Here is a 20,329-nt window from a genome sequence, read left to right on the forward strand (position 1 = left end):
GTATGCAGGGATGGACGCTTCATTGATGGCTCGTATGCGTGAATTGGAAGCTGAGAATGCCCGTCTGAAGAAGATGTACGCTGAAGAACGGCTCAAAGCTGAGATCATTCAGGAGGCGATGGCAAAAAAGTGGTAAAGCCTCTTTGCGTAAAAAGATGGCGTATGAGGCAGTCACACAAAAGGCTGTTAGCATACGTTTTGCCTGTGATGCTTTTCAAATCAGCGAAACATGTTATCGTTATCAGCACCAAAGTGAAGATGGCAATTCATTGATTGCCGATTGGCTTATCAAGCTCACCAATGAACATAAAGATTGGGGGTTTGGTTTGTGCTTTGCCTATATTCGTAATGTAAAAGGCTTTCAATTCAATCACAAACGCGTTTATCGCATTTACTGTGAATTAGCATTGAATCTGAGAATTAAACCTAAACGCCGCATTAAGCGTCCTGTAACAGAAGTCTTAAAAGAGCCTGAGCATACCAATGACATTTGGTCTTTGGATTTCATGCATGACCAAATGAGCGATGGCCAAAGCTATCGATTGTTGAATGTGATTGATGATTACAAACGTGAAGGTTTGGCAATGGAAGCGGATTTATCCTTACCTGCCAGCCGTGTGATTCGGACTTTGAATCAAATCTTGGAATATAGATTGCCACCCAATACCATACGTTGTGACAATGGTCCAGAATTTACCATTCATGAATTTCAAAATTGGGTCGTACAAAAAGGCATCAGGATTGAATACATCCAACCTGGTAAACCGCAACAAAACGCTTATATTGAGCGTTACAACCGCACTGTAAGGTATGGATTGTTGAATCAATATTTGTTTAACAACTTAAATGATATTCAGGATTATGCCACCCGTTGGTTGTGGTTCTATAATCATGAAAGGCCTCATCAAGCCAACGGTGGTAAGCCGCCATTGATGAACATTTGATTCTACTGATTCTGTCCATTAAAAATGGGAGGATTACCCTGTGTTTCAAGTGATATTGAATCAGAAAATATGAGAAGTAGAGACAAGAAAAGCCCCGAATAATCGGGGCTTTATTAGTTTTTGGGTGTGATATGAAGCGTTATGAAATAACTTTCAATCACTCCCACTCAATTATTGATATGTTTGAAAGAGGGTTGATTTTATTGATTAAAACGAGTTTTTGATTTTATTTTACCGACTAACTTACCGTCTATTGATTTTGCTGCTTGAGATTTTCGAGATATTTGTGGATTGATGACTGGTGCCAGCGGATGCTATTCGTGCTTGTTTTGACAGGATTAGGAAAATCACCGTTGCGGCGCAAGCGCCAAAGGGTAGTGTCTGACATTTTGGTCAATTGTAACACTTCTTTTTTTGTGAGTAATGGGTCAATGTTCATTTTCTCATTCCATAAAAAATGGCCTGTAACTTACAGGCCGTTTGGGTCTAAAATCATAATTCTTTTTGCTTGGCTTTCGTGCAAATGTTTTTTTTCAAAAAATACCCACCAATTCGGTGGGTTATTTGCGTTTACGTTGGTTGCGATAGTTTGCTTTGTTTAATCGCTGATAGTATGTGTTTTGATGCTTGAAACGCTTAGGTGTGATGTAGTGCTGATTTGCACCCATGTTTGCGCCTGCTAATACTGCAAGCGCCAAGGCAATGAATGTTCTCTTGCTCATATTTTCTCCAAAAAAATACCGCATAAGCGGCCTGTATGTTGGTACCCTCATTCGCGAGGGTGGCATCAGTCTTGCGGTGGGGTGGGCAGTGGCATCCAGTGGGTTACTCGTTCATTAAATGAAGACGAAAACCTGCAACCTGCTATGCAATAAGAGACACTCTGATATACATCTTGCGAGCTAATATCCATCACACTTACAAGATAGTAACCGCTTTGCTCAGGCATCCGCTCGCTGCATGGAATCCATGCACTTACTGGGGTTAAGTAATCATCAGGTATTAAGCAAGAAAACTGACCTCCATTAAAATGCACGGTATTTAGTCCATTTTCGCTTGATGTGATTACACCAATTTTGCTTTCATTGTGCCAGTGCGGTTTTAGGACTCGCGCCTTATCGCCAAATTTGAATTTATTCATTCGCCTTACCCTTTGTATTTTCTGAATAATTTTTCCGTTTCGCTACCAATTGCCTCGGTCAAGCCTCTATCTGGTAATTTATAAGCAACATCAAGAAAGAACATTGGCCCGAATTCGGTTCTGGATTCAACTTTATAAACCTTGCCTGTTTCTTTGTGCTGCAAGCTCATGCCATTTCTTGCTCTACTTCTTGTGGATTGTCGTATTGATCAATTGCCCATTTGATTGCCAAGCAGCACCAAATGTAATAGGTATCAGCTTCATCAAAGCTGTTGCAAATTTCAAAGATGTCGCAAAGACCCATATCAATTCCAACGATTGAGTCAACTTCATGTATAAAATCATGCTCAGAATCTGCGTAGCGTTGAAGATGCTCTTCAAGTTCTTCAAGTGATTCAAAGCTCGTTTTACTGAAATCCAAATCCCCATCTTCAGCAAATTCAGATAAATAAGTCATGACTGCGCGTACAGCTTTTTCGCTGCTGTAGTTTTTCCAATGACCCGCTTTTAATTTTTCAGCCCAGTATCCAAAGCATGTTGGTGTCCATATAGCTCGAAAAAAGCGGAATGGATCACCACCTTGTGCATACACATTGAAAACAAACGTCCCCATGTCGCCACTAATCGCCAAATGATGCGGCCAAGTGGTGATGGCAAAATGACGATTGCTGTTATCGGGGTTGCGAAAATCAATGTGACGAACAATGCCGTTATCACTCAAGATGTTCATTTTGTGATGCGCGACTTGCTCTGGAAAATGCTGCTCAATTTCTTTAATATCCATTTCACTTCCTTTTTTATGGCTTAATTGGAGTCACGATAGGCTGCCAACATGGATATGGTGTTTTTATGCCTAGCTTTTGTGTTCTAGTATGCTGCTTTTTGAAAATGCTAGATTTAACAACCACCGCTTTGTTTATCTCAATATTCCACGCCAAAACATCTTCGTCATTTGGTGGAAAGTCACCATCGGCAACATAAAACCAATTGGCAAGTAATGGCATAACACTAAGTGCAACATTGCGGAAGTCTTCAAATGTGACACCAAACTCCAACTGAACCAACTCATTGATGTTGCCATTAAAGCTTCTCGCATCTTCATCAGACAAACTGCAGGCTCGACAAGCTAAGTGGAATTGCCGCTCTTCGTTCATTGGTCACCTCCTTTCTTATTGCAAACAAAAACCGCCCAAGTACTCAACCAACTCATGAATCAGCAAAGACAAGTTTTGAGTCATGATGATTTGGGTGGCCGTCATCAGGCTTTCTAAATCATCACCTTCATTGGCGGCTTCTTCTTGCAACATGTCCAAGTATTGAATGCGGCTGAGGCTTAAATCATCATTTAAAACAAAGCGGATTTGTTCGTTCCAAACCAAGCCCAATTGGGTACAAATTTTGCCAGATTCCAAATGGTGACGTATTTCTTCTGCAGTCAAATTTTGGCGCTTGGCTTTGATAATGGCAGCTTTCTCACCGACGCTGACCAATTCACAGTCGCTATCGAGCTCAAAATTGCCCACAGCTTCGCCAGCCAATAGCCAATTGGTCATGATTTGGCTAGGTGCGTGGGCTGTTTTAGGTAATACAGCAGCCAAGCCGCCTAAAGCTTGGCGTAATTCGGTGATGAGGTTTTCAGCCTTGTTGGAATTGGCAGAATCGACCAAAATCAAACCATCAATGAAGTAAGCACATTGGTGGGTGGACTTTACAAACGCTTTGGCCAATAAGCTATCTGTGATTTGTTCTTTCAACTCCAAACGCTCTTTGCGTCCGATTTTTCGCTCTTCGCTTTGTTGAATTTCAATCACTTTTGCATTTAAAGCATCACGAATGACCGAAACGGGTAGAATTTTAGTGTCCGTACGCAAGCAAATTTTGCGGCTTTGGGCAGCATCAAAAACCAAGTTGTCACTGAATGGCATAGCTTGGTGAAAGCCTGAGCTTGACCAACTTAAGCTTGGGCAAGGTTTAAAAGCTGCATTGGCCAAAGCTTCGGAATCAATGCAGATGGGGTTTGGTAATACAAAAATGGATAATTGTTTGATCCACATATAAGCGCCCTGTAAAAATAAAACGAAAGTCAGGCAGCGACTTTCGTTATTGGGAATTGATAGTGTAAAAATTTCGTTATCATTAAGCCGCTTTTTCAGCGGCTCTTAATAACTCTTTCAAATCATCCACCGTCAGGGTCAATGTGCGGCTGCAGGCACGGCGCTCTAAAAAGATTTTGACGTAACCGTGCTTGGCTTCGTAACCGCGAGTAGGGTTTGGCGTAAATGGCTTATTGCGAACCTTTTTCACCGTTATTACTGCGTTTTTGGCTGGTTGTGGCTGAACATCTGGCAGGTTATCCACATCAATGGCATCTGTTTTTTGATAGACGCAATCTGGCACTGGTTCTTGTACTGAATCAGTTTCAATAGCCGATATTGGTGCTGAAACTTTAGAAGGGCGATTGCGTTTTGGCTTGTCTGTTTGTGCTGTGGCCTGAGACAGAGACTGCTTTTGTGGGGCCTTGGCAGGTGCTGGCTCTGCTGTAGGTGTTTTTGTCGGCAATGAAAAAACCGAACAATTTAAGCCAGCATCAAATTCTCGGGTGATGGCGCCAATGTGTTCCAAAGTCTCTAACGCATCCATAGTGGCTTTGCGTGATTGTTTTAAGCATTCATGCAATTGATCGGCAGTACTGGCGCCTGTAAGTTCTAAAACATTGAGAATTTGACGATTGAGTTTTTCGTTCATAATTTTTCCAAATCTTGAAGGTATTGGTCACGATGGACAATGGATGCAAGACGCAGGCGGTTTTCAGGGGTGCTGATGTCGCAATCAAGTTCATGTACCAATTCAATGGCCACACAAACCAAAGCAGGCAAGGGTGGCAAAGGTGGTGGTAATGGCTGACCTGCTTCATAAGCATCACCAATGTCTTTGGGTAAGCCAATCGCACCCCAAAACTCAGCCACACTTAAGCCAAGCTTGCGTCGCATCATCACCAAGTCTGCAGGGCTATAATCTTTGCTGGTGAATGTGAGGCTCATGCGATGCCTTTTGCTGCTTTGGCCAATGCCTTACAAGCCTTGGTGGTAGAAATGTCTAATTGGCACTCATGCACCAATTCAATCAATTTGGTGACAGGTTTAGGCATCTTCTGGCCTGATTCGTAACGAGAGCCACCTGATTGGGCGACGCCGACCTCAGCCCAAAATTGCTGCTGATTCAGTTGCAATTTTTTACGCAGCTCAAGTAACTGTTGACCAGTATATTGTTTGGTTTTGAACATGCTTTTCTCCAAAATAAAAAAGCCGCATCGCTATGCGGCTAATTGATTAAAGGTAATTGTTTGTGTGTGATTAAAACAGGAGGTGATGTTTGCGCCTGATAAATAAAATTGACCGAAACAGCGTATAAAAGAGTAGTAATTGAAATTGTTCTTTGTGCGGTTAAATCACCATTTTTAGCATCAGACATCAAATTTAAAGGGTTAATAGGATTTGGAAACAAATCCGAGATCTGCTTTGCGAAGCTGGCAAACTCGCTTTCAGGCATATCAGACAGTTGGATAGCCACATCGCGCATGTCGGCAATGAGGGCAGTGTATTTAGAGGCCATGATGTGGATTCCTTGTATTGAGGGCTGCTAGAAGGTCAATTAATGGGTCATTGCTCATGAATGGACTTACCCAAACCAATTTGCGCCACTTCTCTTGGTTAGCTCTTGCGCATGCTTTGCAAAAGCCTCTCTTTTTACCAACGTAAGAGGGCGAAAACTCGGTCAATGGTTTGGTGGTATTGCATTTTGAGCACAGTAATAGACGGCTTGAATCATTCATTCTGACCATTCAATTGCCAAGTATGGCACTTGACCTTTGCCGATGTCGTTGAAATAGCTTTTGAAAACAGCCAAAATTTCAGCAGGGATAGGCTCCTCAGGATGGAAGCCATGTTTTGTGCACACTGTACGTAAATGAGAAACCCATGCACCTGCCATGGTTTTGCGCTGCTCTAAGCCAAAGCCGCTGCGCTGTGGCTGTGGTGGTGCGATTTCTTGCGGCTGAGGCATCTCAACTGGTTGAGGTTGTGATATTTGACCAAGTGTGTTGCCAATGTCTGCACCACTTTTGAAAGCGTCCTGTACCACTTCTTTCATGGCTTCGGCTTTGGCTTCGGCTTTCTTGGCAGCATCGATGGCCGCTTGCGCTTCGGCATCTTTGCGTTCTTGCATGCGCGCAATGGCAATGATGTCGGGCAGGCGCTTTTCTGCGTCTTGATATGCTGCCAAAACTTTGGGATGGCTTTTGAATTCAGGCGGTACCATGCTTGGCAAATCATCCAAGCGTTTTTGCAGCTCGGTGCTTGGTGTGTAGGTGTGATTGATTGGGTCATAACCTACATTTGTTAAATCCTCCAATCTTGCCAGCAGTGTTTCTAAAGCTTTCTTCTGCTTTTTCTCATGCTCTTCAACCAATGTGACAGGCATGCGCACACGATCACGCACCACATCAATGGCTGCAGCATGGGTTTTGGCGTGGGCAATCAAGTCTTTTTTGGTCTTGGTTGGCAGCTCCATTGCAGCATCAATGGCTTTTTTCATGCTGCTTTCAACTTCGGCCAAAGTAGTTTTGGCCTTGGTGACATTGACAGCCAAAGTTTTGAGTGTGGCCAAGCCTTGTTTGGTGCTGGCATCAGTGGCTTGAAAAACCGCTTCAGCTTCTTCTTCCACTTGCTTGTACAAATTGGCCAAGTCATCGCCACCGTTGACCAACGCCATTTGGATTTGGCGGCGGGTCCATTCGATTGGTTTGGCATTTTCGTGAAATTGAATGGTGTAGCCCTCTGTGGCAAATTCAGAATCAATCACACCAATTTGGTTTAAAAATGCCAAGCTGTTGGCAGGGATGGTGGTCAATTGAGCGATGGCGGCGGCTTCTTGTGGTTCAGGTGTCATGACTGCGGTGCTCATGGTTTGCTCCAAATAAAAAAGCCACCGCAATGGGTGGCTTGGGTTAAAAGTTAAACGCCGGTTCCTGCGAAAATGTCATCATCGTCAGGATTGACAGGGTATTGGTCAGGATTGGATAAAGGACCTGTGTTGTATAAAACTTCGTCCGTTTGCGTGTCTACATGCTCGGTATCCACATGCTCGGGGGCATTGCTCTGAATGCTTGCGGAGGTGATTTGCTGGGCAATGGCTTCGGCTTCGGCTTCGGCTGCGGCATCAGGAATTAGCAACGCAGCCACCGCCTCGGCTTTTTTCATTTTGCCTTTGGCTACTTTGGTAGTTTCTTCCACCACTTCACCGCTTGGCATGGTTTCGATGTATGCCATTTCTTCGGCTTCTTCTTGTGAAGAAAATCCCATCAGTAAATCAGGGGCATAGATTCGACCAAAGAAGCTGGCAGCACGATAGCGCAGCATCATTTCAGGCATGGTTTGCCATTTGCTGCCGTTTTTGCCATACCATCCTTCTTTAACAGCCAATTCCATGCTGATGGGTGCTGACTCCACTGTTTCACCTGTTTCCAAGCTTTTGGCATGAGCAACACAAACCAAATTGCGAATGGTGGCTTTTTTCATGGCTGATTGCTTTTTACCATTCACCCAAGCAGACTCTTCGTATTGCACCTCCTGCTCGCCTTTGTCTTCGATGCGAAATTGCAAAGGGGTAAAGCGTCCTGAGCGGTTGATACACGCAATGATCCATTGGCTTGACCAGCTCGGGCGGCCCTCAATCACATAGAGATTTTGCATCACCATAATCGGGTTTGCATTCAAGCGTGCAGCCATATCCAAAGCAATACAGCAATTGGCAATGGCTTCGGGATTTTCTACCCATTCACGTTGGCGGGTTTGGTTGTTGTATTTCTCAACTGATTTGCGAAACTGAGCAGGCACTAGGCTGCTTGAGGCAAACATCTTTGCCATGCGTTGAGTCAATTCAAACGATTCAAAATCAAAAAAGCCAACGGTGGCGTTGGTCTTTTGGGTGCTTGGTTGCAATAAGCTTGCGGTGGTTTGTATTTGGGTCATGGTTTATTTACCTCGAAATTTACAACGATTGAAAACGGGGCAATATTGTTTATTGCAAATCATGCTGCGTGGATTGCCGTAAAAATTGCCTGATTCGATGATTTTTCCTGCATGGTGCAATAGGCCATATTCACCAGTTTCAGGATTGCCAAGCAGCAAATGCTTAGCGTGGTGTATTAAGCCAATACCAGCTTGCCCATTGGTGGTGGATAAGCCTGCAATGGCGAATGGCTCGGTTAATTCGATGCCGTAATACTCTTCTGCCAAAACGGTATAAACACCCATTTGAGGAATGTGTTCGGCTGTTGCCACTTCTCCGTCTTTGCTGACAGCATTCTGTCCTGTCTTTAAATCCATACCGCCCATACCACCATCAAAGCTTTGGTAAATGCGATCCATTTCACCCGTAAGCGTGATGGCCAAGTTGCCGACTTTGATGGTGATTGGTTCACACTTCACTTCAACGGCCACGAAGTCGTAATTCGGGGCGATTTTGGCGCAATAGGTTTGGTGTAATTCGATGGACTTTGATTCAACGTCTTTCTGTGTCAAACCCTCCCAAGCCACTTCGGTGGTGTATTGCTTGATGTAGTCCACAGCTGCGCCTGCGGCTTCGTTGATGGTCAAGCCTGATTTGTTCATGCGGCTGACGTCATACGCTGCGGCAGCATGGTGGACTGCGTTGCCAATCAAGCTGCGTGGGCTGCGTGGCATTTGGATGCGCTCGATGTGCTTGGCGTACCAAGAAGCAGGGCAGTCAAACAGACTGCCCAAGCTGGATGCGCGGATGGTGATTTGATTCATGGCTAGGTCTTATAGCAAAATGGACACTCGTGTGATTTGGTGAAATATTCACGTTCTTCATAGCAGAAGAATTCTTCAAACATTTTTTTGGTACCATTGCATTGCTCGCAAACAGGCTCCTGGTACGGAAACAAACCCCAAAAAGGCTGACTGGCACGAGCCATATTGGCAAAGTCTTCAAATGCCATGCCGAATTTGTAATCAAGCAAGGCATCGATGTCACCATCGAAGCGAGATGCTTGTTCTTGGCTCAAGCCACAGGCCAAACAAGCCAAAGTCAGTAATTGCAATTCAGTAATCATTTTTCACCTTCCGTTTGTGATTTTGATAAGTTTTTAACCAACGCCTTAAACCGACAGCCATGCACTCGGTACGCTTGGCAGGAGCCACGATTTGGAAAATTTGACGGCCATCAGGTAGCGTTACTCCTGTAATCGTGGCGTACTGGTGTTTGGCTGCAATCATCTCTTTGACGGCGATGACAGCGACTACCGCCAGCTTGTGTTGCGGCGGGATATTGAAGGTATAGCTCATTAGCACCTCCCAAAGGTCTTGCCTGTGGTATCTTCTAAGAACTCAACTAAAGGCTTGGGTAAATCAATATCCAGCGAGTGAACCCATGCTTGCTCGACTGTGGTGCGAGGATTGTTGCTGATGCCATCAGGAAAGTAGCCGTCAGCGTATCCCTCTTCAATTAATTGAGCGCAAAGCTCAGTTTTTTCTGAGCTGCTCATTTCTTCAAGAAGCTCATCAATATCAACGTCAATTTCAACAAATTTAGTGATTGACATGTTTAACCGCCTTTCTATGCTTCCAATAGAAAAAGGGCAGCGTTATCACCACCCAAGTTAAACCCAGTAAGCAAGCCCAAAATGCAGGCCGCTTATTCGTACTCATAAACTTCACCATAATTACCCGTTGCATTACGCGCTTCCATCGCTGCATACAAAGCTGCTTCGTATTGCGCTTGCTCTGCTTCAATCTGCAGCGTTCGTTGGTGCCAAGCCGCTAAGCGTTGACGCTCTTGGGTTTCGATGAACATCAAATCGCTGGCAGATTGATTCAGTGCCGCATCATTGCGATCAAGGCTTGCACCTGCGATACCTGAAATAAAAAGGGCAACCATGACGGTTGCCGTTTTGCGGATAAGGTATTTGGCCATTAGTCTGCCGTCCTTTCTTTGTAAGTAGCATTGATGCTTGCCTGAATACGTCTGGCTGCCGTTTGTTTTTGTTTCTCGGTTGCAGGGGGCGTAGGTAAGCCTGTAATCAATCGGATGTAGCAATTGTGTTTACCCTCAGACATACGGGTGACTTCATGATGCTTGCGGGTGCTTCTAAAAAGAGCCATGTTTTCTCCTTTGTTCACTCTTACGGTTAATGCCTGTTGCAAACCAAGCAATAATCGTAAAAGCAAAAAGGCAGACCATTCTTGCGCTATGGTCTGCCTGTGCTTTTTCAGTTTGATGTCACGCGGCAAGGAGTCTCAATAAAAATCCGCTACATCACGTCATGGTTTCTCGGTTGGTTCAAAACCGTGGCTTGGCACTCATGACTGACCCAAACCATTTTCAACGCAACTTCACAGCAAGCGACTGACCGATGCCAGCTTGTTTCTGACGCAGGCCGGAACTGCGCAGCCAATCGCCTGATGTGAAGTTGCCTGCTTCACATGGTATCGCTGACGTTCAAGCTGCCACCTTAATTCCCTCCAGTGCAGTCTTTTGGATGCTTGTCTTTGCTAGGCTTAAAGCGGCATACCAATCTTCTTCGCTGCGATACTCGGCAGTGAAAACACTTTTGCTTGGAGTGTTTATAAATAAAGCCATCGAACCATTTACGAATGATGTGTTGATACCTATTGAAACGCCATGCTTGATTGACTCAGCAATCAATTCAGCAGATGCTTTTGCTATAAATTCTTGAAATGCTTTCATTTCACTTCTCCATAAAAAACGTCCTGTGATTTACAGGACGCTTGTTTGAAATATTGTTGCTAGTCTTTTCGAGTGATCAAATATTTATCTGTTTTGTCACTGCTAAGTCACCATCTAGCGAGTTTTTGTGAAATTGGTGGCTTTTCACCACCTTGGCAGTTATTGTCATGCTGACATCATGGTAAGATTAAATTTCCTAGTGTTAATCAACCATGTAAGGTAAGAAATGATTATTAAATTTTTCTTTAGTGATGGTGTTCATGCAGATTTTTCTTTCAAAGCCAATGAGAGTGTAATACCAAATAAAGGAGATCTTATTTCTTTGAAAAATATTGGCACATCAAATACTGAGTTTTTAGTTCATCAACGCGTATTTGATATTGATACTAATGGCATTCAAAGTGTGAACATTTTTTTAAAATCCCAGAGTAAAGAATCATCCGTTCATAATGTTAGCGAAGGAGAAAGTATTCTTTATAAAATAACAACAATTTAATAATCATTGTTGTTTACTTTTAGCCGCCCTAAGATTGCACTGTGACGGACATCTATGTTTAGTTTTTGAATAGCTTCAGAGGCCTTAAAGACCGCTTCTGTAGGTGCGATGCCTTTAGGGCTCTCTAAAACTGCCGACTCACGACAAATTAATATACCGTTTCGACGGTAGGTTAATTCAATTTCATGATGGTCATTTTGGCTCATGTCATTACCTCGGTCACCTTCTTCACAAAATATTCAGTTATCTTTTCGGTTTAAGTTATCAAGCTTTCCATTTAGGCTAGTTACCGTAGCGCAAATATAACCAAGAAACATAAACTCTAAACCTGTCTCCCATGCCATGATAAATCTCCAGTTACCTTGCGAAGTTGCAAGCCAAGCAGCACCGATGTTTTGATGCTGCTCAGTTTGAAACCTATTACACGGTAGCGTAGCCGTGTGCGCTTGTTGCATTTGAACTGTTTCCATTTTGGAAATAGTTCGATTTTGAACTAGTTCAAAAACTGTACTAGTTCGATTTAGCTATAAGTTAGCTGTAAATTGTAGTTAATTAGGTTTTGGTCATCACCTACAATCATTAAAAATCAATGTATTGCGTCTGATTTTTGTAGATTTGGTCAACACTTAAAAAACTTACTTTTCACATGTCAAAATTTCTTTGACAACTTACTTCTATTCCCCCGAATTCGAGGGAATTAACTTGCTGCTGCCCATTTCTAGCCGACTTGCCGATTGTTTGCGCCGCTCTGTGTGCGTCCCTTGGACATATCCACGCTTGCTGTCACGCTTTGGTATTCACCACGCCTAACAATGATTTCGCTTACTTCGTTCCGGTGCCACTTATGTGGATTACCTTTAGCGTTTGGTTTTGGCGCATAAGCATTTTGCGGTTCACTTGTCACCATTCAGACTAAGCTGCTTATCACGTTACTGAGTTTTGAAAGTTCTGCGCACCTAGACCAAACTCCGTGTGAATGTGTGCTTCGTGAGTTGATGGACTTAGTATACGAAACGTATACATATAAATCAACAAAAAGTATCTAATAAAAACACTTAAAGTATACTTTTTGTTTTTAGTATTTGATTTTAATGATAATTTTTTTTAAAGTTTGTGATTGAAAAATGTAATGGAAGTTTTAGTTGGACATTAAATATAGATTTGATGATAAAAACTTTTATAAAAACAGTTTTTATCATCATAAAATAATTAAAATTTATTTTGCAATTTCAATAGTATGTAAATTTACTTGAATAAATATTCAAAATATAGTTATGTTTTAAGCATCTATTAATTGCTATTACTTAGCATGTAATATATAATTTAGTCAAGTGGATTGAGGGGTTCCTCGGTCGGCGTTATGGCTCCGAATTTATCGGGGCCTTTCGCTTTTTTGGATTCAGGTTTTGGAAACAATGTTAAGCCAAAGTTATGATAATTTTCCCCTAGCAGTTGGTTATTTTCACAAAAAAATTTCTTCTCTAGCATATCAAAAGCTTTATTTCTTTTAGTTGCACCATCTAATAGGTGCCTACCTATAGGTCTAGCAAATAAATCCGCAAATTGCATTCCTGTAGAGTTCACCTGCTTTGATTTAATCATGACCTCAAATGGTAATGATAATTTAAATATATTATCTCCATCGCAGATTCTACGAAATTCTAATTCTAACTCCCTATCTTCCCGATCACCTCTAGATTCAACTACAATAAAAGTTTTACAAGTATGCTGATTTTTTTCAATTAAAAATTTATACAGATTTTCTAAACATGAGCTTAGGGCAATATAGTATGCATTTCTTGAAGGCTTAATAGTTATTTCATTTTTTAAAATCGCACTTGAAATTAATACAAATTTACTATTTTCAATTATCTTACTTAAGTCAAGTATAAATTCCTGTTCTCTGGCTTTGGATTTAAAAGTAAAGGGTGGTGCCTTAGTTCTGATTTCTCTTTCGTGAAGTACTATTGTGTCATGCCCAAAATAATTAAATTTTAAACTTTGAACCATAGGAACTAAGGTTTCTGCATAGTGGCGTTTACTAAAAATACAAAAAGCCAATACAAAAATTGGATAGCCTGCATCAATTTTTTCTAGATTTGAATCTCCACTTTCGTCGACATAAACTATATAAGAGCTAAATTCTCTATTTTCAATAAAAAAATCTAATGGTAATTGGATTTGCTTCTCTAGTTCATTTAAATTTGATGACTTATTGGTATAATCATTTATCATATTTTAACTTTGTTAATTAGACTAATATCTTTTAATTAAATCATAACTGACCACCAAAACACACGACCAATGACATTAATTTCATCTAAGCTTACTTCATCATCTGGATATTCTTCACTATTATAGCTTTGAATCAATATTTTATTACCTGGCCGTTTCTTTAGGATTTTAGTGCGTAGTAATCCATCGTGGTTAATAGCATAGATTTGCCCATCTTTAATGGATTTATTGCCTGTATCTATGCCTAAGGTTGCACCATCTGGAAAAACAGGTTTCATGGAGTCACCATCAGCAGAAACACAAACAACATTCTCATAGCAAATTCCATATTTTTTTAATGTTGATTTTGAAAAACGCAATTTATATCCATTATGATCTTCAATATCGCTAGTAAAGCCATTACCAGCTGATAAATAAACTTCTTTATAAAAAGGTACTTCAACTTCATCCTCATTAAGGGGGGTATTTTTGTCCCAAACTTCAATACCACCAATGAGTGTAGCATTTGATTCATTTTTTTTAATTTGATTGAGAGGAGGAGTGGTATTGGTAATTTTAGAAATTTTATTTACCAATGCTACCGATGGCGCATTTCGACCAGTTTCATATGCAGATACAGCAGCCTTTGTTAACTCTAATTTTTCAGCCAATTGTTCTTGAGTCAACTTAGCATTTTTTCTAGCTGTTTTAACCCAGTCTTTTAAATTTTCCATGTGTTTTACTCCAATAATTTTCATATTGTATACATCATGTATATATTTTTAGTATTCGTTATGTTGACTTTATATATATACGAATCGTATACTTTATTTGTTAAATATATGAATGGTGCTTATGAGCAATCTCAAACTCACAAATACTGGGGTTTTAAAAGCTATTTCCTTGTTTCCAAATTTATCTATTTTTGCAAAAGCAGTTGGAGTTACAAAAGCTACAGCTTCTCATTGGAAAACAGGTAGAAGAAGCCCGAACAAAAAAAACTGTCTTTTAATTGTTGCTGCCACTAAAAACAAAGTGAAGCTGAATGAATTAATTAGCTAATTAAAAGTATCCCAAACCTCAAGAAAGAAGTCACATGAGTTTTAAAAAGGAAAGCATGCAACATCCTGATATTTTGAACTTATTTCGGGTGGCGTCGAGAAGTTATGGCGATGGTCGCAGCGTAATTAAGATGGCTCAAGACATGGGTTTGCAGCATGAGCGTTCATTGAATAACAAATTGAATGCCAATTCTGACCATGCTCATTTGAGCCTCTACGACGCTTGCAATATTTTGCAGCTTTCTCAGGACGTAACTCCATTGCGTGCGATGGCTTATTTGGTGGATTACATGGTGATGCCACTACCTGAAAGCAAATCGTCTCAAGACGTCTTGGCACATTTCATTGATGTGTTTACTGCATGCGCTGGCGTTGGTGAATCGGTGAAGGCTGCAACAGATAAAAATTCTGAACTAGGTAGTGATTTGTCACGCAGTGAACGCAAAGCGAGTCTTGAATTGGTGGATAAGCTGATTGAGGCGTCGGTGGCGTTTCGCCAAGCCTTATTGGTGGAATAAAAAAAAGCCAGCAAGGGGATTTTGCTGGCCATTCCAAACGTGGCTTGAGCCACAAAACAAGTGAGTTAATTATGGATACAAAAATATTGGTTGTCAATCAGCAGATTGCTGGCGAAGAAGTACAAATGATATCTGCTCGTGAGTTATATGAGTTTTTGGAAGTGAAGAGCCGCTTTAATGATTGGATTAACAATCGAATTGCAGAGTATGCGTTTATTGGAAATCAAGACTTTGTGACTTTTACTAAAACTTTAGTAAAAGGTCGTCCAGCTACTGAATACCACATTACCTTAGCAATGGCTAAAGAACTGGCAATGGTTGAGCGCAATGAAAAAGGCCGTGAAGCGCGCTTGTATTTTATTGAATGCGAACGCCGCCTGAAACAATCACAAACGCCAATGATTCCACAGACTTTGCCAGAGGCTTTGCGTTTGGCTGCTGCTGAAGCTGAAAAGCGCATGGCCTTAGAAAGCCAATTGGCGGTTGTGGCACCCAAAGCCATGGCGTTAGACCTCATTTCAAAGGCTGATGGTGATTTGTGTATTACTGATGCTGCTAAAACTTTGGATACCCAACCGCGTAAATTATTTGATTGGTTGAGCCAGAATGCTTGGATTTATAAGCGTGGTGGTAAAGGTGAATGGATTGCTTACCAGGACAAAATTCAATCTGGACTATTGCGCCATTCCCAGCATACACATTACAGCGAACGTATGGGCATGGATCGTTTGACTACCCAAGTTTTGGTGACGCCTAAAGGTTTGGCATTCCTAGCAAAACAAATTTCAACTCAAGAGGTAGCGTGATGGCTGCTATTCCATTCCAAAAATTGCCCGAGGTTAGCGCCAAGATGGAGCTACAACAATTAATCGGCAAACCTGTTGCTACTTATCCTCAATTAGCCAAGCCATTTGGCAGCAAGCAAGCTGCTGACTTGTTTAGCCAGCTTTTGTATTGGTGGGATATGTGCGATCAAAGCACGGGTTTTTACACCACACTTGCGGAATTGGCTGAACAAACAGGTTTGACTATTAGCCAAATAAAAACTGCACGTGACAAATTGGTGGCATTGGGTGTAGTGCAAATCAAAGAAAATCGTATCCAACATGTGACGTTTTTTAAGCTGGATTTAGAGGCTGTCAAAATCGCTGTCGCGAATGCTAAAAATCGCTCTCCCGAAGTGAAGAAATCGCTCTCGGGAAGTAAGAAAATCGCTGTCGCCGAAGTGAAGAAATCGCTCTCGTATATAGAACAAAGATTACCAAAGACTACAACAGAGAATACTTACATACAGCCCGCGCACGAAAATTCGCCGCAGCACACAGCACCTGACTGCGAACCGTCCAAGTCGCAGCCACAGACTCAGCCCAAAGTTGATGACCAAAAATTTGCGATGCACATCGACTGGCAACCTGACCATGCTGGACAGCAATTACTGAAATTTTCCCGTGTTGACCTAAACACTGCTGACAACCAAGCAGACTTTGCTGAGTTTCTTGCCTACTGGATGACCCAAGACGTTGAGCGAACTCAGGCAGAGTGGAACAAGGCTCTGCTGCGTAATTTCTCGAATGGTGCCAAAGCACGTCGTACTGCCTATGCTGAATCAAATAAACCTGCAACACAAAAAGCCAAGTCATCCGAATTGCCACCTGGCATGGGAGGTACCAAGCACCACAGCTACAGAATTCTGACATCTGCAGATGTGACAGACGAATACCGTGAGCAAATGGCACGTACTTTGGCTGCGGTGGATTTGGACAACATCGAGATCGATTTTTAAGGGGATGGTCATGTTACAAAATATTTCAAGCATTTTGCCTGTAGGTGTTACAAGCGCTCAAATCCGCGCCCGTGATGAAGTTTGTTCAAAACACGGTGCTTACGTTGCCAAGCTTGGTTTACGTGATTTGTGGACCCGTTGCCCTCAGTGTGTGGCTGAGGAGCAGAAAGCAGAAACCAAACAATTGTTGGCAGTCATGCAGGCAGAGAATCAAGCCAAGCAAAAAATTATGGCAGTTGAGAAAGCAATTGTCGATGCAGGTATCCCTAAGCGCTTCCGTGATAAACGGATTAATCATTACGTTGCCAATACTGCAGAACAAAAAAATGCCAAATCTTTTGCAGTTGAGTTTGTAAAAGAGTTTGAGACTGAGCATTCAGGTCGCAATGTGGTGTTTCATGGTAACCGTGGTAATGGCAAGAACCACTTGGCTTGTGCCATTGCCAATGCGGTGATCGAGCGCTTCGGTAAAACGGCTCATTTCACCACTGCCAATGACATGTTACGTCGTATTCGTGAAGCTAAGTCGTTTGACTCCAATGTGACTGAAAGCCAAGTGATTGATGCTTTGGTGTCGTTTGATTTGCTTGTGGTGGATGAAGTACGGATTTTAAACCAGAACAGCGAAGCCGATGCACGTGCATTTTTTGATGTGTTCAATGCACGCTATGCAGAAATGCGTCCTACGATTTTCATTTGCAATGGTGATTTGATTGAGTTTGAAAAAAGCGTTGGTGATTTGACCATGTCTCGTATGAAAGAAACAGGCGGTAGGCCTTGGAATGTTTTGTTTTCTTGGGAAGATTACCGTAAATGATTGAAGAGTACTGCGCATCATGCAAGGTGATGGGATACACCACCTTAGCCCATTGCGATCAGTGTCGATGGCGCTGGGCGGCTCGATTAATCAAATCCAGCCGTGAGGCATGGTGGCGGGAGCAAAAAGACAAAGGCATGGATATGGAGCCCATTCGTGCTTATTGGTTGGAGGTGAGGGCGCATGATGAAAATCAAGGCCAAAAGAGGGAACGCTGCGTTTTAAGGGAAGGTAGTTGATGTCTAATACAGCAATAGGCAAGCAAGAGCGAATCAGTACGGTTGAGTTTAACCGACGTGTGGCAGCAGGGCAGTTGGTACAGGACGCTAAGGGCAAATGGCGTGAGGCAGATGCTAAAACGGGCAAGCCCAAAGCCACTAGCAAGTATGGCAATAAAATTACTGAGGTGGATGGCCGCAAGTTTGACAGTGCCTTAGAAGCCCAGCATTACCAATTGCTTAAACAGCAAAAAGAAGCTGGCATCATTGCTGATTTTGAGTGTCAGGTGCGTTATCCGATTGCCGATAAGGTTTTGAATGAAGATGGTTCGGTGTATTCGCATAAGATTGATTATGTTGCGGATTTTGCCATAACCCATTTAGATGGCCGCATTGAATTGGTAGATGTAAAAGGCATGGTGCTTGGTTTGTACAAATTAAAAAAAGCACTGATGTGGCATCGCCACCGAATCAAAATTACAGAAATTTTTAGCAGCCACCATAAAAAGGCCAAGAAAGCAGGGAAGCGTCCAAAGACAGGAGAGAGCAAACATGGCTAATGCAGCACCACACACAGTCACACCCTCTAAGCGCAAAGAAACCGAAAACATGCGTTTGTCGCGTTTGGCGGGTGAACGCTTACAAAAAACCCGTACTGCTTTGGGCATTAAGATTTACCAAGTGGTTGCTGCCTTCCCTGGTCGCATTCAAAAGTCACATCTGAGTGAGTGGGAGCATGGTGAAAAACCCATTCCCATGTGGGCTTTGCGAGAATTGGCGATGTTTTATGGGGTCTCAACTGACTACTTGCTATGTGCCACTGACAGCTCTAGCGAGTTAAAACATTCATTGGAAATCAATGAAATGCTGCATACGGTAGGTCAACACTATTGGAGTTTGATGGCTTCTAAGATTTCAGGCTCTATTGGCCAACATGCAGCCAAGCTGCACTGCTACGAAGAGGCGGTTAACAGCGGGGTGGTGTTGGTAGAGCAAATTGACCGCATGATTGAATTGAATCGCAAGTATTTTGAATCTGAAGTACGCAATGGTGCTCGAGTTGAAAGTGCTTTGGGTCATGCTAAAGCTGCGTTTATGCAAGCACAAATCGCAGGACGTCGGCATCGTTTGGTGGAATTGACCTTACCAACAGAAATAGAAGATGTGATGCAGGCGAGATTGGATTTAGAACCACACCCCTCTGTATTGGAAAAATGAATGTATATCCCACCTTTGGTCACTGCCCGTATTAATGCACACATGAAAGAGCTGTCTATCGGTGATGTCATCGATTTGGCAGCGATGCCCACTTTGAACAATGAGGCAGGTGTTTTTCATTCAGTCAAACAAGTGGTGGCTGAAACCAATGTACCTATTGAGGCATGGACCGTACAAGAATTGTATGCGGGCTTATTGCATTACCACACTCATGTTGTGAATGGAGGCCAAGCATTGGTCTTAGATGTAGAAAGTGGTGCTGATTTGTCGGTGTATGTGTTGGATGACAAGATTACCCATTGGAAACGGTGGGACGCCAAGTGGTACCAGCCGATTTGAAATATGAATTCGAATTAGACAGTGAATCTGACAGCCCTGATTTGTTAAAGATAGTGCCGTTAACGGGTCCATGGGTGGTGGCTATTGAGCGTTGCGTTCTAAATGGCCAAGTGAAAGGGGTGACAGATAAACGTGAGGCTTGGCGTGTTGCCTGTGCTGCAGCTCAGATTCATGCCCGTGATTTTGAAGCATCTTGGTTAGCAGAGAACCATATCAGCATCGATGCTTATATCAATGAAAACATCCAACGCATTTTGTCGATGTCGGTCAGTGATTATGCGGCCTTGATGATGGCTTTTGAGCAAGGCTTGTTGGCATTGGATCATATCGTGCGCTTACGTGTGTTTGATGATGGTTTTGCTTTGATGCCAACGAAAGGGGGTGAGGTGTACGCACCTTACCGATTTTGCTTTGATGCCATTGTCCCTTACGGCGCGCTTGAGGTTTGGGCGCGACATGAAGAACCAATTGGCGATGATGCAGCTTGAATTGCCCAATATGCCTTTGCCAATGCTCAAACAATTAAGCCTCTCTGAGTTTGAAGATTTGGTGACTTCCAAAGCTTGGGAGAAGCACCAAGAGAACGATGTGGACAGTGCGCGTTTTGAAGTCTTGATTAAAGCCATCAGCAATGCCGCCAATGCCATCTGTAAAACCTTGGCCAGTGGCTTTAAAGCGTTGGCTTCTAATCGTTAAATTTTGTTAATATGAGCCGAAATTAAAACAGCGAAAAAAGGGTGGAATTCAAAACTTTTATAAGTTCCATATACGCGCGTGCAAAGGCTTTACGCTTAAAAATGAGATATTGCTA

Annotated in this window: 34 protein-coding genes and 1 pseudogene; 12 read left to right on the plus strand and 23 right to left on the minus strand. The window is 42.5% G+C overall.

Features of this window, described 5'->3' with window-relative positions:
- A pseudogene (locus H150_RS0110805) lies at window positions 1-944 on the plus strand (IS3 family transposase); the annotation flags it as partial.
- Between the two features lie 250 nt (window positions 945-1,194).
- Here the strand turns inward: H150_RS0110805 and H150_RS15435 are convergent.
- The 20 genes from H150_RS15435 to H150_RS0110900 all read right to left on the minus strand — a co-directional run bounded on the left by H150_RS15435 (window position 1,195) and on the right by H150_RS0110900 (window position 10,854).
- Complete coding sequence (locus tag H150_RS15435; protein WP_019959081.1) at window positions 1,195-1,383, minus strand: helix-turn-helix transcriptional regulator; 189 nt, start codon at window positions 1,381-1,383, stop codon at window positions 1,195-1,197.
- Between the two features lie 121 nt (window positions 1,384-1,504).
- Window positions 1,505-1,666: a hypothetical protein gene (locus H150_RS0110815; protein ID WP_155970564.1), complete on the minus strand. Its 162-nt coding sequence runs from the start codon at window positions 1,664-1,666 to the stop codon at window positions 1,505-1,507.
- Between the two features lie 65 nt (window positions 1,667-1,731).
- Window positions 1,732-2,085, minus strand: coding sequence for a DUF551 domain-containing protein (locus tag H150_RS15015; RefSeq protein WP_081619580.1), 354 nt, complete (start codon window positions 2,083-2,085; stop codon window positions 1,732-1,734).
- Between the two features lie 5 nt (window positions 2,086-2,090).
- Window positions 2,091-2,255, minus strand: a complete 165-nt coding sequence (locus tag H150_RS15150; RefSeq protein WP_019959083.1) for a hypothetical protein — start codon at window positions 2,253-2,255, stop codon at window positions 2,091-2,093.
- Window positions 2,252-2,869 carry a hypothetical protein gene (locus H150_RS0110825; protein ID WP_019959084.1) on the minus strand — a complete coding sequence of 206 codons (618 nt, stop codon included), beginning with the start codon at window positions 2,867-2,869 and terminating at the stop codon, window positions 2,252-2,254. The genes H150_RS15150 and H150_RS0110825 overlap by 4 nt, the downstream gene beginning before the upstream one ends.
- Before the next feature lie 13 nt (window positions 2,870-2,882).
- Complete coding sequence (locus H150_RS0110830) at window positions 2,883-3,239, minus strand: hypothetical protein (protein ID WP_019959085.1); 357 nt, start codon at window positions 3,237-3,239, stop codon at window positions 2,883-2,885.
- Window positions 3,240-3,254: 15 nt separating this feature from the next.
- Window positions 3,255-4,139 (minus strand): recombination-associated protein RdgC, encoded by an 885-nt coding sequence (locus H150_RS0110835; RefSeq protein WP_019959086.1) that lies wholly within the window; start codon window positions 4,137-4,139, stop codon window positions 3,255-3,257.
- 82 nt (window positions 4,140-4,221) lie between these two features.
- Window positions 4,222-4,830: a hypothetical protein gene (locus tag H150_RS0110840; RefSeq protein WP_019959087.1), complete on the minus strand. Its 609-nt coding sequence runs from the start codon at window positions 4,828-4,830 to the stop codon at window positions 4,222-4,224.
- Window positions 4,827-5,126, minus strand: coding sequence for a helix-turn-helix domain-containing protein (locus H150_RS0110845; RefSeq protein WP_019959088.1), 300 nt, complete (start codon window positions 5,124-5,126; stop codon window positions 4,827-4,829). Before H150_RS0110845 ends, H150_RS0110840 begins: the two co-directional genes overlap by 4 nt.
- The gene (locus H150_RS14845; RefSeq protein ID WP_019959089.1) at window positions 5,123-5,368 is read right to left on the minus strand and encodes a helix-turn-helix domain-containing protein; all 246 of its coding nucleotides are present in this window, start codon (window positions 5,366-5,368) and stop codon (window positions 5,123-5,125) included. The genes H150_RS0110845 and H150_RS14845 overlap by 4 nt, the downstream gene beginning before the upstream one ends.
- 38 nt (window positions 5,369-5,406) lie before the next feature.
- Window positions 5,407-5,697, minus strand: coding sequence for a hypothetical protein (locus tag H150_RS0110855; protein WP_019959090.1), 291 nt, complete (start codon window positions 5,695-5,697; stop codon window positions 5,407-5,409).
- A 216-nt stretch (window positions 5,698-5,913) separates the two neighbouring features.
- Window positions 5,914-7,047 (minus strand): hypothetical protein, encoded by a 1,134-nt coding sequence (locus H150_RS0110860; RefSeq protein ID WP_019959091.1) that lies wholly within the window; start codon window positions 7,045-7,047, stop codon window positions 5,914-5,916.
- 50 nt (window positions 7,048-7,097) lie between these two features.
- Window positions 7,098-8,114 carry a hypothetical protein gene (locus H150_RS14320; RefSeq protein ID WP_019959092.1) on the minus strand — a complete coding sequence of 339 codons (1,017 nt, stop codon included), beginning with the start codon at window positions 8,112-8,114 and terminating at the stop codon, window positions 7,098-7,100.
- A gap of 3 nt (window positions 8,115-8,117) precedes the next feature.
- On the minus strand, window positions 8,118-8,918 hold the full coding sequence (locus H150_RS0110870; RefSeq protein WP_019959093.1) for a RecB family exonuclease: 801 nt from the start codon (window positions 8,916-8,918) through the stop codon (window positions 8,118-8,120).
- A gap of 2 nt (window positions 8,919-8,920) precedes the next feature.
- Complete coding sequence (locus H150_RS0110875; RefSeq protein ID WP_019959094.1) at window positions 8,921-9,220, minus strand: hypothetical protein; 300 nt, start codon at window positions 9,218-9,220, stop codon at window positions 8,921-8,923.
- Window positions 9,210-9,452, minus strand: a complete 243-nt coding sequence (locus H150_RS0110880; protein WP_019959095.1) for a hypothetical protein — start codon at window positions 9,450-9,452, stop codon at window positions 9,210-9,212. Before H150_RS0110880 ends, H150_RS0110875 begins: the two co-directional genes overlap by 11 nt.
- Window positions 9,452-9,709 carry a hypothetical protein gene (locus H150_RS0110885; RefSeq protein ID WP_019959096.1) on the minus strand — a complete coding sequence of 86 codons (258 nt, stop codon included), beginning with the start codon at window positions 9,707-9,709 and terminating at the stop codon, window positions 9,452-9,454. Before H150_RS0110885 ends, H150_RS0110880 begins: the two co-directional genes overlap by 1 nt.
- A gap of 92 nt (window positions 9,710-9,801) precedes the next feature.
- A complete protein-coding gene (locus H150_RS0110890; RefSeq protein WP_019959097.1) occupies window positions 9,802-10,080 on the minus strand; it encodes a hypothetical protein in 279 nt (92 codons plus the stop codon).
- Entirely contained in the window at window positions 10,080-10,268 is a 189-nt protein-coding gene (locus tag H150_RS15155) for a hypothetical protein (protein WP_155970567.1), read from the minus strand. The genes H150_RS0110890 and H150_RS15155 overlap by 1 nt, the downstream gene beginning before the upstream one ends.
- A gap of 337 nt (window positions 10,269-10,605) precedes the next feature.
- Window positions 10,606-10,854: a hypothetical protein gene (locus H150_RS0110900; RefSeq protein ID WP_019959099.1), complete on the minus strand. Its 249-nt coding sequence runs from the start codon at window positions 10,852-10,854 to the stop codon at window positions 10,606-10,608.
- Window positions 10,855-11,080: 226 nt separating this feature from the next.
- On the opposite strand from H150_RS0110900, the gene H150_RS0110905 reads away from it, so the two are divergent.
- Window positions 11,081-11,350, plus strand: a complete 270-nt coding sequence (locus H150_RS0110905) for a hypothetical protein (protein ID WP_019959100.1) — start codon at window positions 11,081-11,083, stop codon at window positions 11,348-11,350.
- On the opposite strand, the gene H150_RS0110910 is transcribed toward H150_RS0110905, so the two are convergent.
- The 3 genes from H150_RS0110910 to H150_RS0110930 all read right to left on the minus strand — a co-directional run bounded on the left by H150_RS0110910 (window position 11,347) and on the right by H150_RS0110930 (window position 14,298).
- A complete protein-coding gene (locus tag H150_RS0110910; protein ID WP_019959101.1) occupies window positions 11,347-11,556 on the minus strand; it encodes a hypothetical protein in 210 nt (69 codons plus the stop codon). The genes H150_RS0110905 and H150_RS0110910 overlap by 4 nt on opposite strands.
- 1,117 nt (window positions 11,557-12,673) lie before the next feature.
- The gene (locus H150_RS14325) at window positions 12,674-13,585 is read right to left on the minus strand and encodes a DUF3800 domain-containing protein (RefSeq protein WP_019959103.1); all 912 of its coding nucleotides are present in this window, start codon (window positions 13,583-13,585) and stop codon (window positions 12,674-12,676) included.
- A 35-nt stretch (window positions 13,586-13,620) separates the two neighbouring features.
- On the minus strand, window positions 13,621-14,298 hold the full coding sequence (locus H150_RS0110930) for a LexA family transcriptional regulator (protein WP_026353663.1): 678 nt from the start codon (window positions 14,296-14,298) through the stop codon (window positions 13,621-13,623).
- Window positions 14,299-14,419: 121 nt separating this feature from the next.
- Here H150_RS0110930 and H150_RS0110935 point away from each other — a divergent pair, with 121 nt between their 5' ends.
- From H150_RS0110935 to H150_RS0110985, 10 genes are all read left to right on the plus strand, one after another.
- The gene (locus H150_RS0110935) at window positions 14,420-14,626 is read left to right on the plus strand and encodes a helix-turn-helix domain-containing protein (RefSeq protein WP_019959104.1); all 207 of its coding nucleotides are present in this window, start codon (window positions 14,420-14,422) and stop codon (window positions 14,624-14,626) included.
- Between the two features lie 34 nt (window positions 14,627-14,660).
- Window positions 14,661-15,143 (plus strand): phage regulatory CII family protein, encoded by a 483-nt coding sequence (locus H150_RS0110940; RefSeq protein ID WP_026353664.1) that lies wholly within the window; start codon window positions 14,661-14,663, stop codon window positions 15,141-15,143.
- Between the two features lie 71 nt (window positions 15,144-15,214).
- Window positions 15,215-15,949, plus strand: coding sequence for a phage antirepressor KilAC domain-containing protein (locus H150_RS0110945; RefSeq protein ID WP_019959106.1), 735 nt, complete (start codon window positions 15,215-15,217; stop codon window positions 15,947-15,949).
- Window positions 15,949-16,926 carry a DnaT-like ssDNA-binding domain-containing protein gene (locus tag H150_RS14850; RefSeq protein ID WP_019959107.1) on the plus strand — a complete coding sequence of 326 codons (978 nt, stop codon included), beginning with the start codon at window positions 15,949-15,951 and terminating at the stop codon, window positions 16,924-16,926. Before H150_RS0110945 ends, H150_RS14850 begins: the two co-directional genes overlap by 1 nt.
- A gap of 10 nt (window positions 16,927-16,936) precedes the next feature.
- Window positions 16,937-17,743 (plus strand): ATP-binding protein, encoded by an 807-nt coding sequence (locus tag H150_RS0110955; RefSeq protein ID WP_019959108.1) that lies wholly within the window; start codon window positions 16,937-16,939, stop codon window positions 17,741-17,743.
- Window positions 17,744-17,981: 238 nt separating this feature from the next.
- Entirely contained in the window at window positions 17,982-18,521 is a 540-nt protein-coding gene (locus H150_RS14855) for a DUF1064 domain-containing protein (protein ID WP_019959110.1), read from the plus strand.
- Window positions 18,514-19,179 (plus strand): helix-turn-helix domain-containing protein, encoded by a 666-nt coding sequence (locus H150_RS0110970; protein WP_019959111.1) that lies wholly within the window; start codon window positions 18,514-18,516, stop codon window positions 19,177-19,179. Before H150_RS14855 ends, H150_RS0110970 begins: the two co-directional genes overlap by 8 nt.
- Window positions 19,180-19,518, plus strand: a complete 339-nt coding sequence (locus tag H150_RS0110975) for a hypothetical protein (RefSeq protein WP_019959112.1) — start codon at window positions 19,180-19,182, stop codon at window positions 19,516-19,518. It begins immediately after the preceding gene.
- A complete protein-coding gene (locus tag H150_RS0110980; RefSeq protein WP_155970573.1) occupies window positions 19,479-20,006 on the plus strand; it encodes a hypothetical protein in 528 nt (175 codons plus the stop codon). The genes H150_RS0110975 and H150_RS0110980 overlap by 40 nt, the downstream gene beginning before the upstream one ends.
- Complete coding sequence (locus H150_RS0110985; RefSeq protein ID WP_155970576.1) at window positions 19,975-20,214, plus strand: hypothetical protein; 240 nt, start codon at window positions 19,975-19,977, stop codon at window positions 20,212-20,214. Before H150_RS0110980 ends, H150_RS0110985 begins: the two co-directional genes overlap by 32 nt.
- Window positions 20,215-20,329: the final 115 nt, after the last annotated feature.

The sequence above is a fragment of the Vitreoscilla stercoraria DSM 513 genome (assembly GCF_000382305.1).
Classification (GTDB): Bacteria; Pseudomonadota; Gammaproteobacteria; order Burkholderiales; family Neisseriaceae; genus Vitreoscilla; species Vitreoscilla stercoraria.